This window comes from Nocardia brasiliensis IFM 10847 (assembly GCF_000710915.1).
Lineage (GTDB): Bacteria > Actinomycetota > Actinomycetes > Mycobacteriales > Mycobacteriaceae > Nocardia > Nocardia brasiliensis_A.
In genome coordinates, this window is record NZ_BAUA01000149.1 from 35389 (window position 1) to 56765 (window position 21377).

The window sequence follows — 21377 nt, forward strand, 5'->3', positions numbered from 1 at the left end:
TTGATTTGTTTCAGGAGTTTTCATGTCATTCCCCGACCGCGCCAGGCCTCGGCAGCACTGACCGGACAGCTCGGCACCGCCCCGGCGCCGGTGGCCCTGCGCGGCCGGGTGCTCTTCCTACTGCTCATTCTGGATCTCTCGTATTTCATCAACGCGATGGACCGGCAGGTTTTCGCGATCCTGCTACCGGACATCAAGACGACCTACGGCCTCACCGGCGGTCAGGCCGGCATCATCGCCACCATCTTCACCCTCGGGATGGGCCTGGCGGGTATTCCCGCCGGCTATCTGGCGGATCGTTTCGGCCGCAAGCGAATCATCATCGGCAGTCTGGTCATCTTCTCCGTCAGCTGCGCCTTGCAGGCGACGGCGATCGGGATCGCTGACATGACCCTGTGGCGCGTCCTGTCCGGTGTCGGCGAAGGGATGCAGAACGCGGCGCTCTTCGCGGCCGTCGGCGCCTACTTCAGCCGCAACCGCGGTTTCGCGATCGGTTCGATCAATGCGGCCTTCGGTCTGGGCGCCTTCACCGGGCCCTTGCTCGGCGGCGCCATTCTGTCCGCGACCGGGGATTGGCGCGCACCATTGCTCGTGTTCGGCGGAATCGGTTTGGTCATCATCCTTTTGGTGCTCTTCCTGGTACCGGAGTCCGTTACCGAGCTCGGACGCGTTCAGGCAATGGGCATTTCGGCTACGCCTACCGGCGCAGCCTTGCGATTCTTGAATCGTCGGGTGGTGTGCGCCGCCATCGGCGCCGCGGCGGGCGGTTTCACGATCTACGGGTACCTCGGCCTGTATCCGACGTATCTCCGTGACGCCCATGGCTTCACGCCCGCGCAGGCGGGGTGGGCCGCGAGCATGTTCGGCATCGGGGCGCTGGGCGCGCTCGTCGGTGGCGCCGTCGCCGACCGCGTAGATCAGTGGCTGCTCAACGTGGCCGGTTTCCTCGGCATCATGATCCTGGGCGTCGCCATCTTCGGATTCGCGGCCCCGCTCATCGGGCAGATGATGCTGTCTCTGCTCCTGGGCATCTTCTTCACCGGGATCGTCTACACGAACACCAGCGCGCTGATGCAACGTTCGGTGGACGTCGAATATCTCGGGCGGGTCAGCGGCCTTTTCGTCGCCGCGATGTACATCCCCGCTGCCGCGTCCGGATATTTCTTCGCGCATATGCGGGACGGTTTCGGCTGGCATACGGCCGGAATAGTCCAGTTGACCGTAATTCCCCTGATCGGCCTAGCCGCCATGGCGGCAATGGGCCCGGCTACCACACAGAAGGGTTTGTCATGACAGAGCACTACGCACCGAAGAGCGAACTGCGCCACGGTATGCGCGTCGATTGGGATGTGCGGATCACGATGGACGACGGCGTCACCCTCGCGGCGGACATCTTCCGCCCGGACGACGATCAGCCGCACCCCGTACTTCTCGCCGCCAGCCCCTACGGCAAAGGACTGCCTTTCGCGGTGGGCTACACGAGTCAACTGCAAAGCCTGATCGACGAACATCCCGAGGTTGCCGCACAGTCCACCAACGCTTACCAGGTCTGGGAATATCCGGACCCGGAACGCTGGGTGCCCGCGGGCTATGTCTGCGTTCGGATCGACACCCGCGGCGCGGGCGGCAGCGAAGGCGCGATCGACTTCTTCTCGCCTCGCGAAACGCAGGATCTCTACGAGTGCATCGAGTGGGCGGCCGCACAGCCGTGGAGCACCGGAAAGGTCGGCCTGCTGGGCATTTCGTATCTCGCCAGCAATCAGTGGCAGGTCGCCGAACTCGCGCCGCCGCATCTGGCCGCGATCTGCCCGTGGGAGGGCGCCTCGGATTACTACCGCGAATACACCCACCACGGCGGCATCGCCACCGAATTCCTGCCCAGCTGGATGCCCTACCAGGTGGAGAGCGTGCAGCACGGCCGGGCCGACGCCGAGATCAATCCACACACCGGACGCCGCGTGTCCGGGCTGCCGATCCGGACCGAACAGGAGTTGCGGGACAACGCGATCGACATCGGTGCCGTGCTGCGCGCGAACCCGACCGTCAACAGCTACTACCAAGACCGTTCCGCGGTGCTGGAAAAGATCACCGTTCCGGTGTTGTCCGCCTCGAACTGGGGCGGGATGGGGCTGCATTCCCGCGGCAACTTCGAGGGTTTCACCCGTGTCGGTTCCGAGCAGAAATGGCTGGAGGTGCACGGGCTGGAGCACTGGACCGAGTTCTACACCGATTACGGTGTGGATCTGCAGCGGCAGTTCTTCGACCACTTCCTCAAGGGCGAGAACAACGGCTGGGACGCCAAGCCCCGGGTCCAGCTCAAAGTGCGTACGCCGGACGGCTTCATCGTCCGAGCGGAGAACGAGTGGCCGCTGGCCCGAACCGAGTGGACCCGTTGCTATCTCGATATCGATGCCGGGTCGATCACCCGCGAGGTGCCGACGTCGAATCAGCAGGTGACGACCCGGGCGCGCTCGGCGGGGGTCATGTTCAAGCTGCCGGTCCTGGAAGAGGAGCTCGAACTCACCGGCCCGGCCGCGCTGAAGTTGTTCGTCTCGTCCACGACGACCGACGCGGATCTGTTCGTGACCATGCACCTGTTCGATCCCACCGGTACCGAAGTCCTTTTCCCCACCGCGTTCGAACCGCACGGCCCCCTCGCGCAGGGTTGGCTGCGCCTGTCGCAGCGGACACTCGACGCGGACCGTTCACTCCCGTATCGGCCGTGGCACGCGCACACCGAAGCGGCGCCGGTGACGCCGGGGACCGTGTACGAAGCCGATGTCGAGATCTGGCCCTTCTCGATCGTCGCGCCCGCCGGGTACCAGATCGGCTTGTCGGTGCGTGGTCAGGACTACACGCACGGCCTGCCCGGTGCACAGGAGCGCGCCTACGGTCGCGAGCTGCTGGGCAGCGGTGCGTACTGGCACGAACTGCCGGGTGACCGCGACAACCCGGTCTTCGACGGTCGAACCACGTTGGTCGGGACGGCCGACCAGCGCCCGTACGTGCTGCTCCCCTTCATTCCCCGCGGGTAGCGTCTCGTGCCCGCGCCGGTTCCGGCTACCTCTCGGGCAGCCAGGGGTAGCCGGGGCCGCATTTTATCGCAAGCCGTTGTGGCCCAACCGGATAACGAATCCAGGCCCGGAGCTGCCGGAATGACGGCGAAGCGCGGCCGCGGTGCACCCGACCGGGCCGTTGGCCGGCGTGCCGTTCTTGATCAAGGACCTGCTCACCGACGTCGCGGACCAGGTCTGCACCGACGGCAATGTCGCGCTCGCGGCGCAGGCCCGCCCGGCTGCGGCCGATGGTCCAGTGGTGGCGCGTTTGCGGGAGGCGGGATCGGCGCCAACCGGATAGCCGCCGCGTCGTTCTGTGCTGTTCTGCCGCAACGGCTTTGTTGCGCGCGGGGGTCTTCGACAGGCCGATTTCACGCATTGCCTACTGTCGTACGGCCTCGAAAAACGCGCGTGGCCGCGGTGCGGATGCGCTGCCTGGTGAGTTCGGCCCGATACCGGCGCGGCTGTTCGCGGGGGTTGAGCCGACGCTGGTCCGACATCGAGGCACCTGCGGGGATCTGTGCTCGCCTCGTCCGACGACCCGTGCTCGCCCGCCGAGTGCGTCCGTGGTTGCATGTGGGTGCGCAGGACGAGGCGGAGGATCATGGGATACGACTGCACATTGCATCTGGTGGACGAGGACGCGATCCGGGAGCAGTTCGTGCCCCGGCTGCTCGGCAGTGCCACCGGGCCGACGGCGTTGGATCGCGTGCATCCGGATGCCGAAAACCTCTGGCGGCAGGTACGAGAGCTGCTGCATGGCACGGACGGACGGGCCGCGGCAGCCGCCGTGTCCGTCGCGGCGGTCATGTTCAGCGCGTCGATGCTGCCCTACCGATACGAGCGCGGACTGGCGCTGAGCCTCGCGTTCGAGACGGGGCGGGTGTTCCCGGACTCGGTGTTCGCGCCGAAGGCGGCGTACGCGCCGGACGCGCTGTTCGCCGAAGTCGTTGCGGCACATCCGCACTTGAGCGGGCAGTTCTCGTCGGGGTGGTTCGGCGGGAACTACACGACCGGACTCTACGTACCCGCTGAACATGTCGCGGAGGTGCTGGAGTGGGTCGAAGAGCAGCTCGTGCCCCTGCCGAAAGGTGAGCAGCGGAAGTATCGGGGGATCGTGGCGACCTTGCGGGCGGCGGTGGACCGCAAGCTGGGGTATTGGGAGGCAACCGATCTCGCGGTGCCCGCCGCAGGGGAGTTCCCGGGAGATCCGGAACTGATGTGGGCACAGTACCTGGGCAACGACGGAACTCCGGCTGCGGCCGTGCAGACCGCGCCCGCCTCGCCGATCGCGAGTGTCCTCGATGACATAGTCGACGGATTCCTGTTGTCGCACAGCGATGGTCGAACGCCGCGAGTGGAGTTGTGGGACCTCGCGGCGTGGCCGCCGCGTTTGGCGTTGCAGCGTAACGAATTCTGGGTGGCGGCGGCGCGGTCGCCCGGTGGCGGATGGCTCGCGCAGTCCACCGTCGACACGAAGGCGCGCCCACGCGCGTTCGGGCCGATCCTGGTGGACGGCTCGGACGACGCGCCCCGAGTGCTGCCTGCCAAGGGGCCCGGCGGCGCCGACCTCTACGCGCACGAATGCTATTTCCTCGGTGCGCGTCCCGTGGTGCTGCACGAGGTGAAGACGCACCTGCTGCGCTTCGGTGGGATGAATGTGGGTGACCCGTTGCCCGGTCCGCTGTGGCTCGCGGAATCCGGTGTGTGGGAACGGATTCCCGGTATTCGCGACGCTGCCGTGGTGAAGAGTGCGCTCGGCGACGCGGCGCGTCCGATGACCGGCGCCGCTCGGCTGGCCGACGGCAGCACCGTATTGGTCTGGGACGGAAGCGGGTACGAACTGAACCAGGCAGGCACCGGCTGTGTGCGTGCGTTCGACATGGCTGCTCAGCGCTCGTTCGTCGAGTTCACCTCGGTACCCGCGGGGGACGACGGGTTCTTCTATCTGTCCGATCGCCGCCTGCACGAGATCCATCGCGGCGGGACTCCGGTCCGGCATGTCGAAGCCTGGACGAACGTGATGGCGGTGCGGCCGGGACCAGACGCCGGGCTGCTGCTGAAGTTCGGTGGTAACGACGAGGGCGACGTCGGTGTGCTTTATTTCCCGGACGACCGCACATATATCCCGCTGCCGCCGGAGATGTTCGACGACAAGTCCAGCTACTCGCACCTGTACTGGAGCCGGGAGTCCGATCACGTCGTCGTGGTCGGCGGTGGTTACGTCGCCGTGCGGACGGAAGCTGTGCTGGCGCGGCCGCGGTTGGCCTTGCCGGAGTGACTCCCTGCGGCTCGATTTCGGCGGCTTCTACGTCTTCATCGACAGCCGCGACAACGTCAGGGACACCAATCCCGAACCGGGACGGGCGATCCGGAACGTCGACGTGGACAACGCGCACGCCATAGCCGGCCGCATCGCCGACCTCGGCGGGCGGTGTCCGGCCGAGCTCGAAGACCGCGACGGCAGCCTGTTCGCCACCGCGATCGACCCCGACGACAACTACATCCGGCTCATCCAGCTGAGCCCGCAGCATCGTGCCGAAATGGCGGAAGGGGATCGTCTGGTTCACCGATCCGGCCGGAAACATCCTCTCCGTAATCCAGAAGTAGCCGCCTCCCCAGAGGTGTCCGTCCCCGGATTGCAGGAGAACCGGAATCTCTTCCGAGGGTGCGGGATTCCGGTTCTCCTGGGCATGTCGCCGAATAGTCGCGAGCGAATGCTCTCACCGGCGGCCATCATGGACGCAGACGTACGGGTAAGGCGGTCAATCCCCGGATGGCGAAGCTTGTGCGCCAAGTGGGTTCGGCGGCGAGTGCCAGGTCGGGGTAGCGCGTCAGCAGTTGCGTCAGGCCGATGCAGCCCTGCATGCGGGCCAGGGGCGCGCCGACGCAGAAATGGATTCCGTGTCCGAACGCGAGATGCTCGGTGTTGTTAGGGCGATCGATGTCGAACTGCTGTGGGTCAGCGAAGCGGCGAGAATCGCGCCCCGCTCCTGCCACCGATACGACGATCAGCTCCCCGGCGGCTATCTCGATGCCACCCAGCGTGATCGGTGTTGTCGTGTAACGGAAAGTGGTTTCGCTGGTCGGCGACCTGAATCTGAGGACCTCCTCGATGAACGCTGGAATGCGTGTGGCGTCGCTATGAATTTGTCGGCGAGTATCGTTGTCGGACAACAGGGTTACCGCAGCGTTGCCGATGAGGTTCGCGGTTGTCTCGAAGCCGGCGACCAGCAGAACTAGCACCATGCTGCGCAGTTCACGCGGCGTGAGACGTTCGCCGTCCGCGCCCGCTGCGATGAGTTCGGAGAGCAGATCAGGACCCGGTTCAGTGGTACGTGCGGCTATGAGGTGATCTATGTAGGCGACGAACTCTGTCGCGGCCGTCATCCGATCGCGAGCTGCGTGCTCGCTGGACACGATGACAGTCGACCAGCTCTGGAACCTCGCGCGGTCCGTGTCGGGCACTCCGAGTAGCTCACAGATCACCGACATCGACAGTGGCACTGCGTAACTGTCCAGCAGATCCACGACCTCGCCGACGGTGGCTATTTCCCCGAGAAGGTGATCGGCGAGTTCGGTGACGCGCGGAGCGAGGCCGCGCACCGCGCGAGTCGAGAACGCTTTGGTGAGCAAGGAGCGCAGGCGTGTGTGTTCAGGTGGATCGTAGAAGACCAGCATGTGTTCGAAGGGGCCGGCCTGGAGCTGGTGACCGGCGTTGTTCGCTTCGAGCGCTGCCCGCGCGCCTGCCGAGCCCAGCCGCTTGCTGATTCCTGGATGACCGAAGGCCGCTTTTGCCTCGGCATGGCCGGTGATGAGCCATCCGGTACTGCCGTCGGGAAACACCACTCGGTTTACCGGCCCCCGCGCGCGCAATGCGCCGTAGGCCCCCTGTGGGTCGCGGTAGAAGTCGGGGGACAACACGAACGGGCTGGTCGGGTCAGCGGCCAATTCATTTGTGGCCGTGCCGGTTTCGGACTCCATTTCCCGACGCTACCAGCGCCGGGTCGACGTCTGGTTCGTAATCGACACGCGCTGTCAGCGCTTGTCGTGAGGATGGGGCCGTATTGTCAGCGGTGCTCGGCTGTCTGAGCGGGCCGGGCGCTAGGCGGTTTCGGCTGGATAAGTCATAGCCCACATCAGCGGTCTGTCGCCAACGGGAAGCGAGAAGGTGTCGGTGATCTCGAATCCGAAGTGCTCGTAGAAGGTGATGTTCTTCTCTCGGGTGCAGACGAGGTAGGCGGCGGTGTCGGGTGATTGGGCGAGGCGGTCGCTGAGGAGTCGGGCGGCATAGCCTTGACCGCGGTGGGTTTCCGATGTTCCGATATTGGCCAGGTACCAGTGCATCGTCGACGCGGGATGGTGCGCGTCCAGAGTGGTGCGGACTGCGATCGCGGCGCGGGTCCTGCGGCCCAGCGCAGGCAGAAGTTCGGGTACGGCGCGCAGAGTACGTGAGAATGGTTGATCCCACTGGCCTGGCGGATCCCACACCGCCACACCACCGAGATGCCCGTCCGGGTCGGTGGCGACCTGCACGCCGCCGCCGGATATGTGAAAGTGGCGCAGGGAGGCAGCAAAGTAGCGGGGGAGCGCGCGGTGTCGTTTCCGCGGGTCCGGCCAAATCGCGGACATCACCGGATCTTCGGCGAAAGCCTCCGCGAGCACGCGCGCGCAGGCACCGGTGTCGACCGGTGCGGCGGCTCGGGTCGTGATCGACACAGGGGTCCTCCTGATCGGCTAACCGATGTCGAGTAGTGCATGAAATACGAAGCAGATCAACGCTATACGCTTGGTTGAGCGTTGTCCTCGAAGTAGTGCTGACTCCGCGCAAGTGTGGGGACACCGAACCCCATAGCCGTGGTTCGCCTTGGCGTAGAGCGCACGGTCTCGGCGTACCAGGGGATAGTTCGGTGCGCGTCGAACCTGGGGTGATCGTCTATGCGATGCTGGGGCTCGTGCGCCTTCGACTTCCACTCATGGGTCCGTTTGCTCGCCAGCTCGGTTTCCCGACTGGTTGGTGGGGGCGCCAGATCACCAATGGGCTCAACATTTTCAACCGGGCGGTCATCGATGGCTCGATCGAAGCGTTGGCAGTGCGCCCCGGTGAGCACATTGCCGACATCGGGTTCGGCGGCGGCCACGGGCTGCGGATATTGCTCGATCGGGTCCACGAGCAAGGATGCGTGTACGGCATCGACCCGTCGCCTACGATGGTCGCTACGGCACAGAAGCGGTTCGAGAAAGCCCTCGAACAGCAACGATTGCAGTTGTTCCAGGCGCCGATGCGTGAAATGCCGTTCGAGCACGGTGTTCTCGATGGCATCGCGACGGTCAACACCATCTACTACATCCCCGACGACGAACTCGTGACCTCGTTGTCTGAGCTCGGGCGGGTGTTGCGGCCCGGTGGCCGTTTGGTGGTCGGGGTCGCGGACCCGTCCTACGTCGAGGCGGCGCCGTGGCGCAACGGTCTGATCAACCGGCCGACAGCACAGGTCATCGACTTCATACAGCGGGCGGGATTCACCTTGCACGAGGATCGTCGAATTGGGGAGTCCGAGCGCGCATTCCATGTGTATGTCGCCAGCACGTCGGCCACCGGAGGCCGCTGAGTATCCTGGCGCCATCACTGATAGGACCGGCCCACGGGAAGTCGTCACCTGAGCAGCAGCCCGGAAGAGTTTGTGGCTCGGTTGGCCGCGCTGCGGGTGCGCGTTCCATCGACCGTTCAACCGACACGGAACACCCCCGGGGCCGAGGGATTCAGGACCGGGAGGGATGGGGCGGCGCCGGGTGACTAGAATCCGATATTGCGTCGTGGTTGAAAACACAGCCGCGCATGCGCCCTGACGGCGGACTCGGGTGGATTCACCCTGTCGCGTCCGGTGCATCGCATCGTCTTGTGCCCACGGTCGCGGAGGGGATCTGCGCCGGTCGAGTATGAGTCGTGCGTGCGGCGGGTGGGGCGCGGTGCTCGGTACTGTCAGAAAGGTCGTCAAGTGCGACATGAAGACCAACTGCCCGGTTTCGCGGTCGACGTTGTTTCCAAGGGTGCGGCGATCGTCGTGGTCGTAGCCGGGGAAGTCGATATCTATACGGCGCCGCGGATGGCGGAGGCACTGGAGCAGGCTGTCACCCACGCACCGCGACCGCTGGTCGTCGACCTGTCCGCGGTGAAATTTTTCGACTCGTCGGGATTGAACGTGCTGCTGCGTGGCATGCAAGCGGAAGCGGAGTTGCGTGTGGTGGCCTCGCCGGTCGTGCGACGGCTGGTCGAAGTCACCGGGTTGACGACAGTGCTGCGGATATTCGACCGCGTCGACGACGCGATCACCGCGACCGGTGGCATCAGCGATCATCGGTGAGCGGACGAGGCACGAACGAACGAGCGAGGTCAGCGTTGGACGGTTTGCACCAGGGAGTTCCGTCACTCCAGCTCGAGTTCAGCGCGGTGGCCGAGGAGCTGGGCCGGGTGCGCGAGGCGTTGCGGTCGTGGCTGGCGCAGACCGGTATCGAGCAGCACCTCGCCTACGATGTGCTGCTGGCCGTGAACGAGGCGTGTTCCAACTCGATCGAGCACGGCCACGGCGGCGATGGCGGGCCGATCACGCTTCGGGCCGGCGCGGACGAGGTGATTCGGGTGGTGGTGTCGGATACCGGGCACTGGCTGGATCGCCCGCCGGACCGGATGACCGACCGCGGACGCGGTCTCGCGATGATGCGCGCGCTGGTGCCCGATACCCGCGTCACGTCCGACGAGTCGGGTACCACGGTCGAATTCGTCGCACCGCGCGGTGCCGTGACCGTTGCGCGTGATACCGATCGGGAAGGTTTCGATCGAGCCGGCCTGCAGTAAGCCAACGGGCACGGCTCGGCCGCGTCGTCATTCTTTGGAGGAGATTTGCTGGAGGAGTCGGTCGACGTGGCGCATCCGGTCGGGGATCCGTTGCCCGCGCTCGAGTACCGCGCTCGATTGTCGACGGTGCCGTATCCGGTGCTGATCGCCGACCCTGCGGGGATCGTCGTGGCGACCAGTCCCGGCGTGCACGATCTGCCGGTCGCCCTCGCCGCGGGTGCGCGGCTCGAGGACACCGCACTGCACTGGTTGTCGGAGACGCACAGTGCACTGGCCGCGGGGACGGCCACGTCGAGCGCAGTGGTGTCGGGGCAGTTGGGCGACCAGCCGATCGAAGCGCACGCCACGCCCTTGGCCGATCGGTCGGTGGTCTGGTGGCTGGTCGAAGACGACGCCCAATCGCTGCGCCGAGCCCACGCGGCGCTGCGCGAGGAACGGGAGCGAACCGCGTTCCTCGCCGAGACATCGGACATGCTGCTGGCATCGTTGAACGTCGAACGCTGTATGGAAGCGACGGTGCGGATGGCGGCACGCCATATCGCGGATGCCGCCGTGCTGGTAGCGCCGGCCGTCGGCGCACGACTGCCGATCACCTACTGCTGTTCCGGCGATCGGGTGAGCCACCACACCATCGAGGAAGATCCGGCCACCGTGGCGGGGCTCAGCGAGGCGCTGCGCGGCTTCCCGCCCGTGCCGTCCCGCTGGATCGACTCGGCCACATTGCCGAAATGGCTTGTGCCCGAGGGCTTTCCGGGTCCAGTCGGATCCGTCGTGATCACCCCGCTGCCCGGCCACGGGGTGCCCGCGGGCGCGCTGGTGCTGTTGCGTCGCACCGGCGAGCAGGTGTTCAGTGAACGCGACGAGGTGTTCGCGCAACTGTTCGCCGCGCGGGCGGGCGGCGCGTTGTCCGCGGCCCGGCTCTATGCCGAGCAGGCGAGCATCACCGGCGCGCTCATGCGCGAGTTGCTCCCGCCGCGACTGCATCGGATGGACGGTATCGAACTGGCCGGCGGTTATCGGGCCGCGGAGAACCACGAGATCATCGGCGGGGACTTCTACGACGTGCACCCCGCCGTGACACCCGGCGGGGAATCGCTCGTCGTGCTGGGTGACGTATGCGGCAAGGGTCTGGAGGCGGCGATTCTCACCGGGAAGATCCGCAACACCCTGCACGCGTTGGTCTCCATGGCCGAGGACCACGAGCGCGTGCTGAATCTGCTCAACAGCGCGCTGTTGTCGTCCGGACCGACCCGTTTCGCGACGTTGGTGCTGGCGTCGATGCGGCGGGCCGACGGCGGTGTGCGCCTGCGGTTGACCTGTGGCGGGCACCTGCCCCCGCTGATCGTGCGCCGCGATGGCACGGTGGAAAGGGTTGCGACACAAGGACAATTGGTCGGCGTACTGCCTCGGGTCAGCGCGACCACGGTGACGACGGTGCTGGCGCCGGAGGAGACCTGCCTGCTTTATACCGACGGAGTCACCGAGGCGCGTGGCGGCCCGTTGGGCGCGGACATGTTCGGCGAGGAGCGGCTGGCGGCAGCCCTGTCCGATTGCGCGGGGATGCCTGCCGATGCCGTCGTCGAGCACATTCGCATGCGCGTGGCTCACTGGGTCGGCCAACGCCAGCACGACGACATCGCGGTGGTCGCGATCACCGCACCGCGCCACGCCCGCGCCGCCGACGGCGACCGGGTGAGCGCCGCGTGACGCCGGAGCCCGTGCCGGTCGCTGAACTGCGAGATCGCCTGTGGGACACGGTTTCCGGGCGAGACGAGTACGCGGCCGCGGATCTCGTGCTGGCGGCCGTCGACGCGGGCCTGAGCCCGGAGCAGGTGCTGCTGGAGGTGATCGCGCCGGTGCAGTTGCGCGTCGGGACGGAATGGGCGGCGAACCGGATCACCGTCGCGCAGGAGCACGCCGCCACCGCGATCAACGATCGCGTCATCGCGGCGCTCGCCCACCACCCGGCCAGTAGGCCGACGACGGCGGCAGGTCGCGTCACGATCGCCTGCGTCGACGGGGAATGGCACGCCCTGCCCGCCCGGCTGGTCGCCGAGGTGCTGCGGCTGCGCGGCTGGCAGGTGGATTTCCTCGGCGCGCAGGTGCCCACGCACCACCTGGTCGCCCACCTGCATCAGCACAATCCGGTGGCGGTGGCGCTGTCCTCGTCGCTGCCGACTCGGCTGCCCGCCGCCCATGCCGCCATCACCGCCTGTCAGGCCACCGGCGTGCCGGTGCTGGTGGGCGGGGCCGCATTCGGGCCGGATGGGCGCTACGCCCGGTTGCTCGGCGCGGACGCCTGGGCGCCGGACGCACCGGCCGCGGCCGATTGCCTCGGTCGCGGGCTGCGGCGTACCGGCAGCGGGACCGCCGTGCTTGCGCACTTGGCCGACCAGGAGTACACGATGGTCGCCCGCAGTGCACCGCAATTGGTCGGGGCCACGGTGGCCGAACTGGAGAACCGTTTCCCGCCCATGCGGTCCTACACCGGCCCGCAACGGGACCGCACCGTCGAAGACATTGCGCACATCGTCGATTTCCTGGCCGCCGGGCTGTACACCGACGACAGTGACCTGTTCCGAAACTTCGTCGTGTGGACCGCCGAAATCCTCACTGCCCGTGGTGTTCCCGCGCTGTCCCTACAGGTGAGTCTCGAAGTGCTGGCCGGTGCGCTGCAGGACTTCCCCCGCGCACGGCGCCTGCTCGCCGAGGCCGGTGCTGCGCTGCGCGCCGAAGCGTCGAGCACCGACGATATGACCACAGTCGCGCCGTCCGCTGGGGTGTGATCCGCGGGAGCGGTGCTTACGCGACAGGGCGGCAGCGGCCGTCGACGCTGTGCCGACACTGCTCTCGGCTGGGCGAAGGTGCCGCACACGACCCCGCGGAGGTCGGCGATCTGGGGCTTGCTCGGAACACCGAGCGCTTTGTGGGGATAGCCACTGAGTTGCTAACATTGTGCCACGGGTAGGCGATGATCGCGTTGTGATCGCCGATCACGGTTGACGAATCGAGGAGGATTTCCGATGAAACGTGCCGCAATGCTGCTCGCCGCCGTGGCGGGCATCTCCGTTCCCGTGGTGTCGATGGCCGGGGGAGCGACCCTGACGCCCACCGCGGCCGCCTATCCGGTCGGTCCCTGGGGCGTGGACGGGTGTAACGGCAAGGCCCCGGACCAATGCCCCTTCAGCCCGTCGGAAGACGGCCTGACCTGGGCCTGGCACGGCGACGCTTGGAATTACGACAAGACCGGCGCGTTCGTCTGCATGTCCTCGCAATTCTGGTGCAACCCGGTGATGTCCGTCGTGCGCGCCTTGCCGCCGACCCCGATCGGCGCCTGGATCCACCCGTCCTGACCGACCCGGCGGCCGGGCAGTTCGCTGCTCGGCCGCGGAGTCCGACCTCGGTGGCCGATCGACAGAAGGCGGCGCAAATGCAGTTCGGTGTCTCGATCCCCAATTACGGCGCCGCGGTCTCGGGTGCCCGACTGGCCGAATGGGGTTCAGGTTGTGAACGTCTCGGCTTCGACCTCGCGATGGTCACCGACCATCTGGCCCAACCTGCCGACGTGCGGCGGGCGTACCCGGAGGACTTCTATGAAAGCTTCGCCGCACTGACCTTTCTCGCCGCCCGCACTCGAACGATCAAGGTGGGCACCTCGGTCGCGGTGCTGCCGTTGCGACATCCGCTGCACACCGCTCGGGCCATCGCCACGATCGACCAACTCAGCGGTGGCAGAGTCGTTTTCGGTATCGGTGTCGGCGGCGCCGAGCTCGAGTACCGCGCGCTGGGTGTCGACTTTCGCCGCCGCGGTGCCATCGCGGACGAATACCTGAGCGTCATCACCCAACTCTGGCGCGGCGAAATCGCCTCCTTCGCAGGCGAATTCGTCACTTTCGACGATGTCTTGGCGACGCCGTCGCCCGCCCAGCGTGGTGGGCCGCCCATTTGGGTGGGCGGCAGCGCCGCACCCGCCCTGCGTCGGGCGGTGGACCACGACGGCGTTTGGCATCCCACTTTTCCCACCCTGGCGAGCTTGGACAGCGGCATGCGGGCCGCGAATGCGCTTGCCGCTGAGCGCGGCACGCGTCCACCCGGCATCGCTCCCCGGATCCGGCTCGCGATCCACGCCGAGCCCGTACCCGAGCCGGACCGTCCGCTCGGCGTGGGCTCGGTCGATCAGATCGCCGCCGATCTGCGCGATCTGGCCGACCGTGCGATCACCGCTGTCGTTTTCGACCCGGTGCACCACCCGTTCATGCCGAACGCGCCCGAATCGCGCACGGTCGCCGAGGACAACCGTGCCTGGGACGCGATCGAACAGCTCGCCGCCGAGATCGTCGACACCAAGGCGCACAGCCTTCGCTGACCTTCACGCACGCTCCATCGCAACGATTCTCGTCCCGACGAGACGGCTATGGCCGCATCGAGTGACGGTTGCGTCAGCGGGCGGCGCGCATCCGTTCGATCCGGTCGAGCACGGCCTCGAGCGCGTCGTCGAACTCGGCGGCGCTGTGGTCCTGGGAAAGCTTGGGCTGCAAGCGGAACAGGTTCGGGAAGCCGGTCAATCCGTCGCTGCGTGACCGGTGCAGTTCCGTCGCGGCTGGGCCCTGCGCGGCGACCTGTAGTAGCAACTGTCCGAGCAGGAAGGTCGTGTACGAGCGGTAGGCGTTGACCGCGGCGTCGTCATCGAAGCCGTACGCCAGCAACGTGTTCAGGAACGTCTCCATCCACCGCAGGCTGCCCAGCGGGGGCCGCACCCACGGCGCCTGTGCCGGAGCCGTCGCCGCGAGCGGGAACAGTTCCGGATGGTCCGACGCGACCTGACGCACCCCGTGCGCCAACCGCACCAGAAAGTCCTGCCAGTTGTCCGACGATGAGGCGTCGATCAGGCACCTGTCGATCACATCGCCGGTCTCGGTGGCACGCCCGTCGACGGAGCCATGACCGCACATTCGACACAATGTAGCTGGCGGCGTTTACCTTGTAAACTGTGCAGGTCAGCGGCTGGATGCGGATAGGTCCGGGTGTCGTTGCCGTTGCGTAGTTGGGTAGTGGGTCGAGGGTGAAATAGTCTGACCGTTGGTCTTGCTTCAACGCGTGCAGTGAGGGGAAGTCCCGGTGGACGAACATCACGACGATCGCGTAGAGGATTTGGCGACGGTGCCGGACTCTCGCGACTCGGAGTCGAGCGAGCGCGATGAATCGCGGGCACCGTTGAGTCGCCGCCTGATCCTCGAGCTGGCCATCGACCTCGTCGATCAGGAGGGGCTGCGCAAGCTGACCATGCGCCGGCTCGGTGCGGCGTGCGGGGTCGAAGCGATGGCGCTGTATCGATACGTGCACAGTCGTGAGGACTTGCTCAGCGGGATGGTCGACCTGCTCATCGACGATCTGCACGCCGACCAGTTGGCCGCCCGCAGGCAGGAGGACGGCTGGCAGGATTTCCTGGTGCGCCTCGCCCACGGGGTACGGCAGATCGCGTCGGATCATCCGGAACTGTTCCCGCTGACCGCGACTCGCCCGCCCGAGGCGCCGTGGGTGCGTCCGCCGCTGCGGAGCCTGCGCTGGATGGAGACTTTTCTCGATACCTTGCTGTCCTACGGGTTCGATGACGACGCCGCTGTCGGCGCCTATCGCTCGTACACGACGTTCCTGCTCGGGCAGCTGCTGCTGGAGGTCGCCGCGCGAGCGCCGATGCCCGGCCCCGAGCCGGGGCGCGCACCGGCCGGTTCGCTGGCAGAGTTCCCGCATTTGTTCCGGCTGCAGCCCAAGCTGTCCCAGGACCACAGCGCCGCGGAGTTCGAGGAGGCCCTCGAAGCGCTGCTGGACCGGCTCGAACACACGCTCACCACCGACTGACGCGGACCCGATGCGGGCGAGGATACAATGTAAACTCACCCCGTGACCGACAACGAGCCAGGAACACCGACGCCGGAACGAGCTGCACGTCCCGCTGGGACCTGGCTGACGACAGCACGCGAAATGCGCGACGGCGTGGCCGTCGTGCGGGTCGGCGGCGAGATCGACGTGCTGACCGCGCCGAAGTTGGCCACCGCCATCGACGATGCGCAGACCACCGATGCGCCGCACGGTGTCATCGTGGACCTGTCGGAAGTGACATTCATGGCCTCATCGGGCCTGACCGTGCTGGCGGCGGGCGCCCAACCGAACCCGCGTGGCACGCGATTGGTCGTGGTAGCGAGTCACCCCGCGACGCTGCGGCCGATGCAGCTGACCGGCTTGACCGACCTGCTCAGCGTCTACCCGACGCTCGCCGAGGCACATGCGGCGCTGCGCCCCACGCATGCCGAACCGGCCGAAGACCGGCACACCCAAGCCGAACAGTCCGGCTAGCGGCGAACCCGCGCATCCATCTCCACGAACGTGCCCGAGTCGCCCGGACACACCCGCACCGAGTCCATCAGCGCGCGCATCATGGCGACGCCGTGACCGCGAAACGATGCCGGATCGTCCTTCGGCGGCCGCCAGCAGCCGGTATCGCGGACGGTGACCCGTAAGACGTTCGCTTCGATCAGCGCCCGAAGCCGGATGGTCCCGCCATCGCCGCGATGTCCGTGTTCGACGGCGTTGGTGCACGCTTCACCCACCGCGAGCACGACGTCCATCTGCTGGTCGGCAGTCATCGCCGACCGGCTCAGCCAATCCCGCAGTGCGTTCCGGACAACGGGTAGTTGCGCCGGCTCGGCACGGAAGTCGAGGTCGAGCGGGTCAGGCGCAGCGCTGGTGCTCGCGCTGCCGCGCGAGAACTGCGGATCCTGGGGACGTGGGGAGTGGCGGGCTCGAGTCATCGTGGCTGTACAACCTCCGTCCTTTTCGCGATAGCACTCGCAATACCCGCTTCATGTGCGCGCAACCCGCTGCGCTGTCGCGTTTTCCGGCACACCGAAAATTTCGGTCAGGGTGCATGGCAGCACATCGAGTGGGTATGGCAGTGGCTATGACGACCAACAGGACACCTCATGCTCCGGCAGGGCGGTACCTGCCGGTGGTGGCAGCGACGTTCATCCACTGGGTGGGTTATTCGGCCATTGCGGCTGCGGGTTTGAGCGTGGCAGTGGTTCTACCCTTGGGTCTGCTGCGCTGACGGTGTGCGCCGCGGCGAGGTCCGCTGCGGCGCAACCGGTTCAGGTGTGACAATCGACGCAGGTGATCAGGGCGTCGTCGGGCAACCGGGCGAACTGCTCGGTGACGAACGCTGTCCACTGCGCCGCTCGTTCGTCGCTGATAGGCGCGCAAGCCGCGATCGCCGCGTTCGTGCCACCGGCCTTCGATGACGAGATAGGCTGGGTGCCAGGTATTTCGGGCTCGATACTGTGCGCGGGTGAACCCTTCTACATATCGCTCCAGTAGCGGATCACGGTGTCCATTCAGGACATTGGCATGCCACTCGTCCCACTGCTCATCCGCGTGGCCTTGTGCCCTGCGCCGCATCGCGTCGAAGTCGATGTCGCGTTTGAGCGCTTGCGCGGCGTGCAGCTGTTTGCCGGGGCGCGCAGGTTCCCAGCATTCGGGTCGGTGGGGGTCGGGTTCCCCTGTGTAGCACCAGGTGTCGGGGCGTACGGCCGTGCCGCCCGTGCGGATGATCAAGTGTTGCGACCAGCGGCCGCCGACCGTCCAATAGTCCCACTGTGCCTGCCAGTTCTCGGTGTCCCAGTAGTACCACCCACGCTCGTCGTGGCCGACACCCTCGGATGCCATCGCATCACCTGCGCCCCAACGCAATACGGCCGGTATGTCGTCCGGATCGAGGCCGTCGACCGGGTGCTCGCGCAAGACCCGTCGGTCGACCTCGAGGTCGGCTTCGGACACGTAGCGGCGATACGGGGTGAGCCGCGTGCGCTCGCCGTAGAGCGCCAGCTGCCGTTCGACGTCCCCGCCGACGACCATCACCAAGAAATGCATCGGCCACCACCGCAGGATGCCGCCGTTCGGACGAGTAGCGGCGAGTCGGTTTCGGTGGCTGGTCTCATGCCACCGAACCTAGTCCGGTCGACGCGGCACCGATGAATCCCGGACGGCCAGGTCGTCGTTACGGCTGTACCGAAGACATGATCGACGGAAGGAATCCAGGCATGACGAAGCCGTTTCGATTCGGGGTCGTGGCACCGCTGATGACCGAGGTGCCGACGTGGCGGGATCGGGTGCGTCGCATCGCCGACAGCGGCTACTCGACGCTGCTGGTGCCCGACTTCCCGTTGACCCAACCCGCGCCCGCCGCCATGCTCGCGACCGCCGCGGCCCTGACCGATCTGCGGGTGGCGCCTGGGTGTACGCCTCGCCGTTTCGGCCGTCGTGGCTGACCGCCTGGGAAGCGCATTCGCTGTCGGTGCTGACCGAGGGGCGTTTCGAGATGGGCATCGGCACCGGCAGGCCCGGAATCGAGGACGAACTCCGCCACAAGGGACTGCCTGTCGTACCGGTCACCGACCGACTGGACCAGATCCGGGAGACCGTGCGGGCGCTGCGCGACCTCGACGGCCCCGGCCTGCACACCCCGGTCGGGATGGCCGTCCTCGGTCCGAAGGCCCGGGCGTTGGCCGCCGAGATCGCCGACACGGTCACCTTCGCGCTGGGTCCGCAGCCGCGCGCCGAAGTCGAACGGCTCGCCCGCGACGTGCGCTCGCGAGGGGACGTAGAACTCGCACTGGCCGTGCCGGTCATCGGCGACGCCGTGGCGCCGCACATGGCGCCACCGACCACCGACCCCGCCGCTCTGCGCGCCGCCGACGCCCTGACCGTGCTTCCGGACGATCCGGCCGCCGCCATCGAAGAAGTCCAGCGCCGCCGCGAGGAATGCGGCTTCTCCTACTTCATCTTCGGTGCCGATTTCGCCGAACGCTTCGCCCCGGTCGTCGCCGAACTCAGTGGACGGTAGACCCGGCAGCGCACCATTCACGCACAGCGACTGGACGGTATGCGTCCGGCCCGACGATCGGCGTGCGGAGCACGCCGATCGATTCGATCTCCACTTCTACGCTGTCCCCGGGTCGCAGGTACTGCGGCGGGGTCATGGCCATCCCGATGCCGGCCATCGTTCCGGTCGCGATCACGTCGCCGGGGAGCAGGGTCGCGGTGTCGCTGATATAGGCGATCAAGCGCGGAATGCTGTGCAGCAGTTCGGCTGTGTTCGCGTGCTGCCGGAGTTCACCGTTCACCCGGGTGCTGATGTCCAGCCGGTGCGGGTCGCCGATTTCGTCGGCGGTGACCAGGACCGGGCCGATCGGGCCGCTGCGGTCGGCGTTCTTGCCCAGTGTCCATTGGATCGTGTCGGTTTGCTTCCTGCGGGCGGTCAGATCGTTGAAGGCGGTGTACCCGAGAACCGCTGCGAGAGCGTTGTCTTCGGTTGCGCACCAAGTGGTTCGGCCGATCACGACCGCCAGTTCGCCCTCCCAGTCGAGACCCTCTTCGTTCGGCGGGACCGGAACGGAGTCGCCGTCGACCACCAGGGTGCTCGGCCAGCGACCGAAGATCAACGGCAGCTCCGGCTCGGCGACGCCCGCCCGCTCGGCCTCCTCGGCATGACAGCGGTAATTGATGCCGGCGCAGAAGATTCGGGCCGTCGTCGGAACAGGCGGCACCGTGCGCAGTTCGGAGAGTGGAAGATCGGGCTCCGCGGTGGTGCGCGCGGCCGCCTCCGGATCGGCGTAGTAGTCGTCGATCGGGCCGAGGTCGCGCACTGTGGCGCCGCGGATCTCGCCGATCCGGGGGCCGGTGGGCGATTCGAAGGCGATTAGCTTCATGAGTGGCTTCCTTCGTGAGATAGTCTGGCGGACTGCAACTCTCGGTCGTGGACCGGGATCAACCGGTAGGTGTTGCCGTCGCGAACGATGTGACCACCGGTGGGTGTGCCGAAATGTGTGCCGAGCACGAGGGTCGGCGAGTCGGCGAACCGCTCGAGGAAATTCCGTCTGCTGTGGGCAGCGGCCGCGCTGTCGGTGTCCATCGCCACCGACCAGTCCGGACGTGCGATCTGGAACTGGCAGTGCATCAAATCGCCGGTGATGACGGCGCTTTCGCCACCGTCCTCGATGAGGACCGACACGTGACCCGGCGTGTGACCCGCGGTGCTGAGCAGCGAGATGCCGGGAACGACGGACTCGCCGGGCTCGACCCAGGTGATCAGTCCCGCGTCCGCTATCGGGGCGAGAGAGTCCGCGAAGACGGCGGCGCCGTCGACCATGCTGTGGCCGAACTCTGAGTACGCCGCATGCGCCTGCGGGTCGTGTGCGAAGGCCGCCCAGTGCTCGTATTCCGCACGCACGAAGAAGTATCGGGCGTTCGGAAAGGTCGGCTGCCAACCATCGTTCGCACGAATCGTGTTCCAGCCGACATGGTCGATGTGCAAGTGGGTCGTGAGAACCCCATCGACCTCGTCGCGCCGCCACACCCGCTCGAATCTCGCCAGGAAGTCCGTGTCGAGATCATCGAAGGCGGGTGCGATGCGCTTCTTGCCGTTGCCGATTCCGGTGTCGACCACGATCTTGTGGGTGGGCGTCTGTACCAGCAGCGAATGGACCATGCCGTTCATCTGTTCGCCGTCGAAGTAGGTCGGGCGTAACCAATCGATCTGTTCGATCTCTGCCCGCGTCGCGGCGGGAAACACCTCCAGCAGGAAATCGACCGGCGTCCAGCCCTGCAGCTCTTCGATTTTCGTGATCGAGATATCGCCGACCTGCCACTGTTCGGCCGTCATGCGGCGACCGTCTCGGCGGTGGCGGTCAGGACCGCGCGACCGAGGATATGTCCCGCGATGGTGAAGCCGAGGTACGCGGGCGTGGCGTCGGCGGGAACGCCGATGGACTCGATATCGAGGGCGTGCACCACGACGAAGTAGCGGTGCACGCCGTGTCCCGCAGGCGGGGCGGCGCCGAGGAAACGGGCGACGCGGGCGTCGTTCGGCAATTGAAACGCGCCTTCGGGCAGGCCCGAGCCGGTGTCGTCGCCTGCGCCCGCCGGCAGTTCGGTGACGGTCGCGGGGATGTCGGCCACGGCCCAGTGCCAGAAGCCGGAACCGGTCGGTGCGTCCGGGTCGTACATCGTCACGGCGTAGCTCTTCGTGCCGCTCGGGGCACCGCTCCAGCGCAGGTGCGGGGAGACGTCCTTGCCGCCGGGCACGCCGGCGGAGAACTGTTCGGGCGACCACGCGGCACCGTCGGCGACGGTGGTGCTGGTGACGGTGAACGCCGCGGCCTCAGGGAGGCGGGCGAAGGGGTTGTTGCTGCTCATAGCGTCTTCCTGGGAGAGCGTCGACGGGTGGGAACACGATCCGCGCCCGGGCTGAAACTTCAGCCATGATCGACAATAGCACTAATAATCGATTATCTGTCGAATAGTCTATGCTCGTGACATGACGCAGACGGACGAGTCCACGGCCGCGCCGGGGAAGTTGATGCTCTCCGAGCAGGTCTACGCACATCTGCGGGACGCGATCATGCGTGGCGAGT

The 21377-nt window shown here is 66.9% G+C and carries 23 protein-coding genes; 15 read left to right on the top strand and 8 right to left on the bottom strand.

What is annotated here, in order from left to right; translation table 11 throughout:
• The 4 genes from NBRGI_RS28370 (at window position 1) to NBRGI_RS28385 (ending at window position 5337) form a co-directional block, all read left to right on the top strand.
• Complete coding sequence (locus tag NBRGI_RS28370; RefSeq protein ID WP_235211132.1) at window positions 1-1293, top strand: MFS transporter; 1293 nt, start codon at window positions 1-3, stop codon at window positions 1291-1293.
• Entirely contained in the window at window positions 1290-3035 is a 1746-nt protein-coding gene (locus tag NBRGI_RS28375; protein WP_029900267.1) for a CocE/NonD family hydrolase, read from the top strand. Before NBRGI_RS28370 ends, NBRGI_RS28375 begins: the two co-directional genes overlap by 4 nt.
• Before the next feature lie 142 nt (window positions 3036-3177).
• Window positions 3178-3357 (top strand): amidase family protein, encoded by a 180-nt coding sequence (locus NBRGI_RS28380; protein ID WP_029900268.1) that lies wholly within the window; start codon window positions 3178-3180, stop codon window positions 3355-3357.
• Window positions 3358-3660: 303 nt separating this feature from the next.
• The gene (locus NBRGI_RS28385) at window positions 3661-5337 is read left to right on the top strand and encodes a hypothetical protein (protein ID WP_029900269.1); all 1677 of its coding nucleotides are present in this window, start codon (window positions 3661-3663) and stop codon (window positions 5335-5337) included.
• Window positions 5338-5792: 455 nt separating this feature from the next.
• On the opposite strand, the gene NBRGI_RS28390 is transcribed toward NBRGI_RS28385, so the two are convergent.
• Both NBRGI_RS28390 and NBRGI_RS28395 read right to left on the bottom strand, forming a co-directional pair.
• Entirely contained in the window at window positions 5793-7040 is a 1248-nt protein-coding gene (locus NBRGI_RS28390; protein ID WP_051728089.1) for a cytochrome P450 family protein, read from the bottom strand.
• Between the two features lie 120 nt (window positions 7041-7160).
• Complete coding sequence (locus tag NBRGI_RS28395) at window positions 7161-7775, bottom strand: GNAT family N-acetyltransferase (protein ID WP_029900271.1); 615 nt, start codon at window positions 7773-7775, stop codon at window positions 7161-7163.
• A 191-nt stretch (window positions 7776-7966) separates the two neighbouring features.
• Here NBRGI_RS28395 and NBRGI_RS28400 point away from each other — a divergent pair, with 191 nt between their 5' ends.
• The 7 genes from NBRGI_RS28400 (at window position 7967) to NBRGI_RS28430 (ending at window position 14278) form a co-directional block, all read left to right on the top strand.
• A complete protein-coding gene (locus NBRGI_RS28400) occupies window positions 7967-8668 on the top strand; it encodes a class I SAM-dependent methyltransferase (protein ID WP_148310975.1) in 702 nt (233 codons plus the stop codon).
• Window positions 8669-9055: 387 nt separating this feature from the next.
• The gene (locus NBRGI_RS28405) at window positions 9056-9421 is read left to right on the top strand and encodes an STAS domain-containing protein (protein ID WP_051728090.1); all 366 of its coding nucleotides are present in this window, start codon (window positions 9056-9058) and stop codon (window positions 9419-9421) included.
• Window positions 9422-9456: 35 nt separating this feature from the next.
• Complete coding sequence (locus tag NBRGI_RS28410) at window positions 9457-9912, top strand: ATP-binding protein (protein WP_051728091.1); 456 nt, start codon at window positions 9457-9459, stop codon at window positions 9910-9912.
• Between the two features lie 45 nt (window positions 9913-9957).
• Window positions 9958-11619, top strand: a complete 1662-nt coding sequence (locus NBRGI_RS28415; protein ID WP_370627857.1) for a PP2C family protein-serine/threonine phosphatase — start codon at window positions 9958-9960, stop codon at window positions 11617-11619.
• Entirely contained in the window at window positions 11616-12698 is a 1083-nt protein-coding gene (locus NBRGI_RS28420; protein WP_029900276.1) for a cobalamin B12-binding domain-containing protein, read from the top strand. The genes NBRGI_RS28415 and NBRGI_RS28420 overlap by 4 nt, the downstream gene beginning before the upstream one ends.
• Before the next feature lie 237 nt (window positions 12699-12935).
• Window positions 12936-13265 (top strand): hypothetical protein, encoded by a 330-nt coding sequence (locus NBRGI_RS28425; protein ID WP_235211133.1) that lies wholly within the window; start codon window positions 12936-12938, stop codon window positions 13263-13265.
• Window positions 13266-13342: 77 nt separating this feature from the next.
• The gene (locus NBRGI_RS28430; protein WP_029900278.1) at window positions 13343-14278 is read left to right on the top strand and encodes a TIGR03619 family F420-dependent LLM class oxidoreductase; all 936 of its coding nucleotides are present in this window, start codon (window positions 13343-13345) and stop codon (window positions 14276-14278) included.
• Window positions 14279-14351: 73 nt separating this feature from the next.
• On the opposite strand, the gene NBRGI_RS28435 is transcribed toward NBRGI_RS28430, so the two are convergent.
• Window positions 14352-14864: a TetR/AcrR family transcriptional regulator C-terminal domain-containing protein gene (locus NBRGI_RS28435; RefSeq protein WP_081878268.1), complete on the bottom strand. Its 513-nt coding sequence runs from the start codon at window positions 14862-14864 to the stop codon at window positions 14352-14354.
• A 208-nt stretch (window positions 14865-15072) separates the two neighbouring features.
• Between NBRGI_RS28435 and NBRGI_RS28440 the strand changes: the two genes are divergently transcribed.
• Together NBRGI_RS28440 and NBRGI_RS28445 are read left to right on the top strand one after the other, a co-directional pair.
• Complete coding sequence (locus tag NBRGI_RS28440; protein ID WP_051728096.1) at window positions 15073-15771, top strand: TetR/AcrR family transcriptional regulator; 699 nt, start codon at window positions 15073-15075, stop codon at window positions 15769-15771.
• A 42-nt stretch (window positions 15772-15813) separates the two neighbouring features.
• The gene (locus NBRGI_RS28445) at window positions 15814-16266 is read left to right on the top strand and encodes an STAS domain-containing protein (protein WP_148310976.1); all 453 of its coding nucleotides are present in this window, start codon (window positions 15814-15816) and stop codon (window positions 16264-16266) included.
• Here the strand turns inward: NBRGI_RS28445 and NBRGI_RS46725 are convergent.
• Together NBRGI_RS46725 and NBRGI_RS28455 are read right to left on the bottom strand one after the other, a co-directional pair.
• Entirely contained in the window at window positions 16263-16721 is a 459-nt protein-coding gene (locus NBRGI_RS46725; RefSeq protein ID WP_081878269.1) for an ATP-binding protein, read from the bottom strand. The genes NBRGI_RS28445 and NBRGI_RS46725 overlap by 4 nt on opposite strands.
• Before the next feature lie 229 nt (window positions 16722-16950).
• Window positions 16951-17835 carry a hypothetical protein gene (locus tag NBRGI_RS28455; RefSeq protein ID WP_029900283.1) on the bottom strand — a complete coding sequence of 295 codons (885 nt, stop codon included), beginning with the start codon at window positions 17833-17835 and terminating at the stop codon, window positions 16951-16953.
• A 170-nt stretch (window positions 17836-18005) separates the two neighbouring features.
• Between NBRGI_RS28455 and NBRGI_RS49270 the strand changes: the two genes are divergently transcribed.
• Together NBRGI_RS49270 and NBRGI_RS44350 are read left to right on the top strand one after the other, a co-directional pair.
• Window positions 18006-18233, top strand: coding sequence for a hypothetical protein (locus NBRGI_RS49270; protein WP_235211134.1), 228 nt, complete (start codon window positions 18006-18008; stop codon window positions 18231-18233).
• Window positions 18200-18808, top strand: a complete 609-nt coding sequence (locus NBRGI_RS44350) for an LLM class flavin-dependent oxidoreductase (protein ID WP_235211135.1) — start codon at window positions 18200-18202, stop codon at window positions 18806-18808. Before NBRGI_RS49270 ends, NBRGI_RS44350 begins: the two co-directional genes overlap by 34 nt.
• Here the strand turns inward: NBRGI_RS44350 and NBRGI_RS28465 are convergent.
• Genes NBRGI_RS28465 through NBRGI_RS28475 form a run of 3 tightly spaced genes read right to left on the bottom strand, consistent with a single transcriptional unit; the run spans window position 18795 to window position 21159 of the window.
• A complete protein-coding gene (locus NBRGI_RS28465; protein ID WP_029900284.1) occupies window positions 18795-19673 on the bottom strand; it encodes a fumarylacetoacetate hydrolase family protein in 879 nt (292 codons plus the stop codon). The two genes, NBRGI_RS44350 and NBRGI_RS28465, sit on opposite strands and share 14 nt — an antisense overlap.
• Entirely contained in the window at window positions 19670-20626 is a 957-nt protein-coding gene (locus tag NBRGI_RS28470; protein ID WP_051728093.1) for an MBL fold metallo-hydrolase, read from the bottom strand. The genes NBRGI_RS28465 and NBRGI_RS28470 overlap by 4 nt, the downstream gene beginning before the upstream one ends.
• Window positions 20623-21159 carry a YbhB/YbcL family Raf kinase inhibitor-like protein gene (locus NBRGI_RS28475; protein ID WP_029900286.1) on the bottom strand — a complete coding sequence of 179 codons (537 nt, stop codon included), beginning with the start codon at window positions 21157-21159 and terminating at the stop codon, window positions 20623-20625. Before NBRGI_RS28475 ends, NBRGI_RS28470 begins: the two co-directional genes overlap by 4 nt.
• Between the last annotated feature and the right edge of the window lie 218 nt (window positions 21160-21377).